The sequence below is a fragment of the Lentzea waywayandensis genome (assembly GCF_900115955.1).
Lineage (GTDB): Bacteria > Actinomycetota > Actinomycetes > Mycobacteriales > Pseudonocardiaceae > Lentzea > Lentzea waywayandensis.
Genome location: NZ_FOYL01000006.1, coordinates 22,182 through 29,833, shown reverse-complemented (window position 1 = coordinate 29,833; position 7,652 = coordinate 22,182). Strand labels below are relative to the sequence as shown.

Below are 7,652 nucleotides of genomic sequence, written 5' to 3'. Positions count from 1 at the left end.
CCCCGCCCGGTCGGACCGCCGACCATCACCACACCCCTGACACCGCAGGTCAGACGACATGCTCGGCGCCGCCTGCTCCCACGGGCCTCCAGCCACCTCACCCACCGCGCGATCCCCCACACCAACCCCGCCCGGTCGGACCACCGGCCATCACCACACCCTGACACCGCAGGTCAGACAACATGCCGGGCGCCTCGCGAGCGCCCAATCAGACACCGGAGGCAGCCTCATCCCGCACGTCCAACGGACGACATTCACCAACGACTGTCACGCGAGCCGGCACAGACCGGAACCCGAGCCGGGCGCTCACGCCGGACGCGTACCCGACCGCCCACACCCACAGGCCTCCAGCCACCTCACCCCTCGCGCGATCCGCGAACCCAGGTGAGTCAGCGCCAGTACTCGTCCGGCAGCTTGCCCTCGATGTCCCGGACGTGGGTCTTCGAGCACACCTGACACAACCACCGGATCGAGCTACCGGTCCGCTCGGACGACCAGGCCAGGAACTCCAGGTCGGAAACGGAGGAACGCAGCCGCCCGCATCTGTGGCAGGCGGTCACCGGCGCCGTCCCACGTGAACGGTGTCGGTCTCCAGCAGGAACACGTCCTCGCGGGCGCCCGCGTACTCCGAGTCGGAGGGGTTGAGCAGGCGGCGCAGCGCGTCGCGGTCGGCCGGGTGCAGGTGCGGGCCGGTGATCTCGGACAGCCAGGTCAGGCGGTCGACCGCCCAGTCGCGGACGAGTTGTTTGGCCGGGGCCGGGTGGTCGACCACGAAGCTGAAGGCGCTGATCTCGCCGAGGCCCGCGTCGGCCAGGGCCACGTTCCAGCCGACCGGCAGGCGGACGGAGCCCGTCATGTTCTCGCGCATCGACGTGAACCACGACGCGCGGGCGGCGGCCATGCGGTCCTGGAGGCCGGGTGAGCCGACGCCGAGGTCCCACGGGAGGAAGCGGGTTTCGAGGCCGCCTTCCGCGAGTGCCAGCCAGCCGCCGGGAGCCAAGGCTTCTACCAGGCGTTTCACTCCGCGCAACTGATCAGGGAGGTGGTGGATCACCCGCGAGCCCCAGATGAGCTCGACCGGGCCGGCGAACGACAGCGGGTCTTCCGCGGCGAGGTCCGCGAGCACGGGCTTCACCGTGACGATGCCGTCGCCCTCGGTGCGGGCCGCGGCGCAGGCCGCGTCCAGCAGTTCGGGCGTGGCGTCTACCAGCACGAGGACGCCTCCGCCGTGCTCGCGCAGGGCCGAGACGAGCGGCACGCTCATGGAGCCGGCGCCGCAGCCGACGTCCATCACCACCGGCGAGTCCGGTAGTGGGGCGACGAGCCTGCGCGCGACCGAGGTCAACGCCTCAGCCTGCAGCGAGCCGTAGCGCCTCATCGCGTGGAGGCGGGCGGACCAGTCGATTCCGTCGTGAGTGTGGTGCGGCACAAAGGGAACGGTACGGAGGAACGGCCGAGGCCGCCATCCACCTTCTCGTGGATGACGGCCTCAGCTCGAGACTGTCAGAGGTCGAAGCGAGCCGCTCTGCGTCCCGCCCATCGCGACAACCTGCGCCAACGTTGCGCTGACGCGAGGCGGTTCGCCAGGCGTTGCTCTTCAGCGAACCTCTGGGCTTCTTGTATTCGTATTCGCACGAGTTCTTCATTCAGAGACATGGGTGTCAGGCCCTCGTTCAGGTAGGCGGGCATTGCGCTGTGGTTGAGCTGCACGGTGTTCACGCCGCCGCCTCCGTCTTGCTGGCAGTGACAACGGTCGCGTCCTTGCGCGGACGGCCACGCGGCCGCTTCCGCGCGATGACGACACCGCGCTCGAAGATCTCTCCACCCCAGACGCCCCACGGCTCGTGACGTGCGATCGCGCCGGCGAGGCACTCCGCGAGGACCGGGCAGGTCCCGCAGAAGGACTTCGCCTTCTCGAGGTCAGCAGGCGCGTCAGCGAACCAGAGGTCGGGGTTGTGGGTGCGGCAGGGGATGTCCAGCCCCTCCGCGAGGTCCGGAAGTGTCTCGCCCGTGAGCGGGACAGTCGCGGTCAACATCAGGGTTTTCTCCTTGTGTGGGGTACAGCAAAAAACACGAAAGCCGCGGACTCTTGGCGAGTCCGCGGCTTTCGTGAGCCTGGTGGTCCTTCGACCCTCTATGGGGTCGGCAGGAGCCTTCTCACTTGATGCGCGGACAGCGCATTCGTGTAGTTGTCGACGTCATCGATGACCGGCAGCGCGATCGGCTGCTCGCTGCCCAGTTCGGCGACAGTCAGAGCGGTGCCGCGCAGAGCGGTGCCCCGCTCACGGCCGAGCAGTGCCACTGGCTTGTGGGCAGAGGTGTGCCACATGGCCTGAGCGGATGCGGACGTGCAGATGCCCTCGGTCAACGGGAGGCCGAGCGCGCGCGAGATGCTGAAGATCTTCACAACGGGCCACCTCCTCCAAGCGAGAGAGCTCTGCAGTTGAGAGCTAGTAGTAGTTCTTCTTCCCCAGACGGGTCCTCCGGACCCGGCATGAGCAGGTTATGACCCCGTCCCAGGGGCTCGCAACCTATTTAACGAAACTTGTCCCGATCAGGTGGCGGAGTATCCGACACCGGCTCGGACCAGGCCCAACACGTCATCGCCGAACTTATCAAGCTTCGAGGCGCCGATGCCCGAGATCGCGACAAGTCCGGCCGAATCCGTGGGTCGCTGCTCCGCGATCGCCACCAGGGTCGCGTCGGTGAAGACGACGTACGCGGGCACCTTCAGCTCCCGCGCCCGTCCCGCACGCCACTGGCGCAGCGACTCGAGCAGCTCTTCGTCCACATCGGACGGGCAGGACCTGCATCGGCCGAGCTTGACGGCCTGCGCCTCGACCAGCGTCGACGCGCACACCCGGCAGGTCGGCTTCTCCTTCTTCATGAGAGGAGGGCGCTGCGCGCCTGCGGATACCCGCGCGGCCGGGTGGTTCTCCGGAACGAGGTTGTAGAGGAACCGCGAACGGCGGCGGTACTTGCGCCCACCAGCCGCGCGCGCCAGCGCCCACGACAACCAGATGTGCTCACGCGCGCGCGTGACACCTACGTACAGAAGGCGGCGTTCTTCTTCGATCTTCGCGTCGTCGCCGTCGGCGTACTGGATCGGCATCGTGCCCTCGACCAGCCCGACGAGGAACACGGCGTCCCACTCGAGGCCCTTCGACGCGTGCAGCGACGCCAGGGTCACGCCTTCGACCGTCGGCGGGTGCTGCGCCTCGGCCCGCATGTCCAGTTCCACGCAGAACCGCGGCAGGTCGGCGTCGGGAGCGGTGACGGCGAACTCCTCGGCGAGCTCGACCAGCGCGAGCAACGACTCCCAGCGTTCACGCGCGGTGCCACCGGTCGGCGGCTCGTCGGTGAGCCCGACGCGGTGCAGCACCGAGCGGACGACCTCGGGCAGGCTCCCCGAAACCTCGCCCGACGAGCGCAGCGTGATCATCGCCTGGCGCACCTCGGCGCGCTCGAAGAAGCGCTCGCCCCCGCGCACCAGGTACGGGATACCGAGCCCGGCGAGCGCCTGCTCGTACACCTCGGACTGCGCGTTGACGCGGTAGAGGATCGCGATCTCGGACGCCGCGACGCCCTCGTCCAGCAGCGTCTTGACGCGGCCCGCGACGGCGTCGGCCTCGCTCGGCTCGTCGTCGAACTCGTGGAACCGCGGCTTCGGCCCGTCCGGCCGCTGCCCGATCAGCTGAAGCCGCGAGCCGGCGGGACGCCCGCGCGCCCACTTGATCGTGTCGTTGGCCAGTTCCACGACCTGCGGTGTCGACCGGTAGTCGCGCTCCAGCCGCACGACGACCGCCTCGGGGAACCTCCGCCCGAAGTTGAGCAGCGGCTGCGGCGAGGCGCCCGCGAACGAGTAGATGGTCTGGTTCGCGTCGCCGACCACGGTCAGGTCGTCGCGATTGCCCAGCCACGAGTCGAGCACGCGCTGCTGCAACGGCGTCACGTCCTGGTACTCGTCCACGACGAAGCAGCGGTAGCGGTCGCGGAACTCCTGCGCGACCTCGGCGTTGTCCTCCAGCGCGCCGGCCGTGTAGAGCAGCAGGTCGTCGAAGTCGAGCAGCTGCGCCTCGTTCTTGAGCTGCTCGTAGGTCGTGTAGAGCTTCATGATCTGTTCGGCGGGCGCCGGGATGTCCCGCGCGGCGCGAGCGGCGGCGACCGGGTAGTCCTCCGGCGTCAGCAGCGACGCCTTCGCCCACTCGATCTCGCTGGTGAGGTCGCGCAGCGCGTCCGGTTCCGTCGGCAGTCCCAGCCGGGACGCGGCGCGGGCGACGACGCGGATCTTCTGGTCGACCAGCTCCCAGCGCGGACCGCCGATGACGCGCGGCCAGAAGTAGCGCAGCTGGCGTGAAGCGGCGGCGTGGAACGTCACGGCCTGTGCGCCGTGCACGTCCAGAGAGCGCAAACGTGTGCGCATCTCCCCTGCGGCACGCTTGGTGAACGTGACGGCGAGGACCTGCGTGGGAGCGACGTGACCGCGTTGGCACAGATAGGCGATGCGGTGCGTGATGGTGCGCGTTTTGCCGGTACCGGCGCCCGCGAGCACGCACACGGGGCCACGAGGGGCCTCGACCGCCGCACGCTGTTCCGGATCAAGACCCTCCAGCAACGCGTCCATAGCCCGGCAGTCTCGCAGACGGCCGATGCAACTCCGAGACCAGCGCGCCGTATCCTGGTCAGCATGGCTGGTAAGCAGGACAAGGCGGCGGCTAAGGAAGCGGCGAAGGCTCGCCGCGCGGCCTCACGCGAACGGCGCAAGCAGATCTTCGAGGCGTTCAAGATGCAGCGCCGCGAGGACAAGGCGCTGATCCCGATGATGCTGGGCGCCCTGCTGGGCGTCACCGCGATCGCCGTGGTCCTGGGCATCGTCTTCAACGCGGTCTGGATGTTCGTGCCGCTGGGCGTCGCGATCGGCGCGCTGCTGGCCGTGATCATCTTCGGCCGCCGCGTGCAGAGCAACGTCTTCCGCAAGGCGGACGGCCAGCCGGGCGCGGGCGCCTGGGCCCTGGAGAACCTGCGCGGCCGCTGGCGCGTCACCCCCGCCGTCGCGGGCACCACGCAGCTCGACGCCGTGCACCGCGTGCTGGGCCGGCCGGGCGTCGTCCTGGTCGCCGAAGGCGCCCCGCAACGGGTGAAGCCGCTGCTCGCGCAGGAGAAGAAGCGCATCTCCCGCGTCGTCGGCGAGACCCCGATCTACGACTTCATCATCGGCACCGAAGAGGGCCAGGTCCCGCTGAAGAAGCTCCAGTCGAAGCTGATGAAGCTGCCGCGCAACATCACGGCCGCCCAGGTCGACACGCTCGAGACCCGCCTCGCCGCACTGGCCAGCCGCGGCGCCGCACTGCCCAAGGGCCCGATGCCGGCGGGCGCCAAGATGCGCAACGTCCAGCGCGCCATGCGCCGCCGGGGCTGACCGGACCCGCTCCCACCAGCACAAAGAGGCCCGCCGCACATCTCGTGCGGCGGGCCTCTTCACGTTCGAGCAGAGCTAGCGAACCTTGATTACGACGGTGCCCGCGGCCTTGTCGTGCAGGCAGCGGCCGTCCGCGTCCCAGACCAGCGCCGGAATCAGCGGGAAGATGAGCACGGTGCGCAGCAGGGCGCGCGGCAGGTGCACGAACGTCTTGCCGTCGATCCGCGCCACCCGCAGCCCGAGCAGCGCGTGCCCCGGCGTGAACCCGAAGAACGCCACCGCGACCACGGTGATCACGAACCAGGCCAGTAGGCTCCAGTTCTTGGGCAGGTCAGGCTGGGTGAACACGGCCGCGACGCCGGCCGACAGCAGGAAGTCGACGAAGATGGCGAACGTGCGCCGTCCGATGGAGGCGATGGAGCCCGGCCCCTTCTCGGGGAAGCCGTGCCGCTCGCCTCGCCAGCGCTGTTGCGTGCCGTCGTTCGAGTCGTCACCCGGTGACAGCACCGAATTAGGTCCAGACAGCCACGAACCGGTCCACCTGCTCACCTCAACAGAGTAAAGCCGTGCTCAACGGGTGAGCACGGGCAGGTCGTCTTGCCCTGTTGAGCAGCCCCGTTAACACTGGCGAAACATCGGAGTGACGGACGGGCAACACCGCCCGCATACGGTCCCTCCTGATGACCAGCCGTTGTCCATAGTCAAGGAGTCGACGAGGGTGTTCAAGAATTCCGACGAGGTGCTGAAGTTCATCACCGACGAGGGCGTCAAGTTCGTCGACGTGCGGTTCAGCGACCTGCCCGGCGTGATGCAGCACTTCACGCTGCCCGCCAAGGCGTTCGACGCCGACGCGATCGAAGAGGGTCTCGCCTTCGACGGCTCCTCCGTGCGCGGCTTCCAGTCCATCCACGAGTCGGACATGCTGCTGCTGCCCGACCTGTACACCGCGCGTCTCGACCCGTTCCGCATCGAGAAGACGCTGATCGTCAACTTCTTCGTGCACGACCCGTTCACGCGTGAGGCGTACAGCCGCGACCCGCGCAACATCGCGCGCAAGGCCGAGCAGTACATCACCGACTCGGGCATCGCGGACACCGCGTACTTCGGCGCCGAGGCCGAGTTCTACATCTTCGACTCGGTCCAGTTCGACACCACCGCGAACGGCTCCTTCCACAAGGTCGACGCGGTCTCCGGCTGGTGGAACACCGGCCGTGAGGAAGAGGGCGGCAACCTCGGCTACAAGGTCAAGTACAAGGGTGGCTACTTCCCCGTCACCCCGAACGACCACTACGCCGACCTGCGCGACCAGATGGTCCTCAACATGGAGGCCCAGGGCTTCACCGTCGAGCGCGCCCACCACGAGGTCGGCACCGGCGGCCAGGCCGAGATCAACTACAAGTTCAACACGCTGCTGCACGCCGCGGACGACCTGATGCTGTTCAAGTACATCATCAAGAACACCGCCTGGCAGGCCGGCAAGACCGTCACCTTCATGCCGAAGCCGCTGTTCGGCGACAACGGCTCGGGCATGCACACGCACCAGTCGCTGTGGAAGGACGGCGCGCCGCTGTTCCACGACGAGAGCGGCTACGCGGGCCTGTCCGACACCGCCCGCCACTACATCGGCGGCATCCTGCACCACGCGCCGTCGCTGCTGGCCTTCACCAACCCGACGGTGAACTCCTACCACCGCCTGGTCCCCGGCTACGAGGCCCCGGTCAGCCTGGTCTACTCGCAGCGCAACCGCTCGGCGTGCGTCCGCATCCCGATCACGGGCAACAACCCGAAGGCCAAGCGCATCGAGTTCCGCTGCCCCGACTCCTCGGGCAACCCGTACCTCGCCTTCTCGGCGATGGTCATGGCGGGCCTCGACGGCGTGAAGAACAAGATGGAGCCGCCGGCCCCGATCGACAAGGACCTCTACGAGCTTCCGCCCGAGGAGGCCCGCGACGTCAAGCAGGTTCCGGCCACCCTCGACGCGGTGCTGGACAACCTGGAGGCCGACCACGAGTTCCTGCTCGAGGGCGGCGTGTTCACCCCGGACGTGATCGACACCTGGATCTCGTTCAAGCGTGAGCAGGAGATCGACCCGCTGCGTCTGCGCCCGAACCCCTACGAGTTCGCGCTGTACTACGACGTGTGATCGGCGCGGGGCTTTGACCAGTCGTTTCACCGGTTGAAGCCCCAGCCAGGCCGTTTCCAGGCCGTCCGCCGTGGAGAGGCCGCCTGATCG

8 protein-coding genes are annotated in these 7,652 nt (G+C 68.5%); 2 read left to right on the top strand and 6 right to left on the bottom strand.

The window, feature by feature from the left end; all coding sequences use genetic code 11:
- Nucleotides 1-389 precede the first annotated feature (389 nt).
- The 5 genes from BM417_RS47880 to BM417_RS23260 form a co-directional block, all read right to left on the bottom strand.
- Nucleotides 390-560, bottom strand: coding sequence for a hypothetical protein (locus tag BM417_RS47880; RefSeq protein WP_093598196.1), 171 nt, complete (start codon nucleotides 558-560; stop codon nucleotides 390-392).
- A complete protein-coding gene (locus BM417_RS23275; RefSeq protein ID WP_245822119.1) occupies nucleotides 557-1,429 on the bottom strand; it encodes a class I SAM-dependent methyltransferase in 873 nt (290 codons plus the stop codon). Before BM417_RS23275 ends, BM417_RS47880 begins: the two co-directional genes overlap by 4 nt.
- A gap of 286 nt (nucleotides 1,430-1,715) precedes the next feature.
- Nucleotides 1,716-2,036 (bottom strand): WhiB family transcriptional regulator, encoded by a 321-nt coding sequence (locus BM417_RS23270; protein ID WP_093598193.1) that lies wholly within the window; start codon nucleotides 2,034-2,036, stop codon nucleotides 1,716-1,718.
- A 98-nt stretch (nucleotides 2,037-2,134) separates the two neighbouring features.
- Entirely contained in the window at nucleotides 2,135-2,407 is a 273-nt protein-coding gene (locus BM417_RS23265) for a hypothetical protein (RefSeq protein ID WP_093598190.1), read from the bottom strand.
- A 147-nt stretch (nucleotides 2,408-2,554) separates the two neighbouring features.
- Nucleotides 2,555-4,624, bottom strand: a complete 2,070-nt coding sequence (locus BM417_RS23260) for an ATP-dependent DNA helicase UvrD2 (protein WP_093598187.1) — start codon at nucleotides 4,622-4,624, stop codon at nucleotides 2,555-2,557.
- A 63-nt stretch (nucleotides 4,625-4,687) separates the two neighbouring features.
- Between BM417_RS23260 and BM417_RS23255 the strand changes: the two genes are divergently transcribed.
- A complete protein-coding gene (locus BM417_RS23255; RefSeq protein ID WP_093598185.1) occupies nucleotides 4,688-5,419 on the top strand; it encodes a DUF4191 domain-containing protein in 732 nt (243 codons plus the stop codon).
- A 75-nt stretch (nucleotides 5,420-5,494) separates the two neighbouring features.
- On the opposite strand, the gene BM417_RS23250 is transcribed toward BM417_RS23255, so the two are convergent.
- Nucleotides 5,495-5,968, bottom strand: a complete 474-nt coding sequence (locus tag BM417_RS23250) for an RDD family protein (protein ID WP_093598182.1) — start codon at nucleotides 5,966-5,968, stop codon at nucleotides 5,495-5,497.
- Nucleotides 5,969-6,137: 169 nt separating this feature from the next.
- Between BM417_RS23250 and glnA the strand changes: the two genes are divergently transcribed.
- Entirely contained in the window at nucleotides 6,138-7,562 is a 1,425-nt protein-coding gene (gene glnA / locus BM417_RS23245) for a type I glutamate--ammonia ligase (RefSeq protein ID WP_093598179.1), read from the top strand.
- The last annotated feature ends 90 nt before the right edge of the window (nucleotides 7,563-7,652 follow it).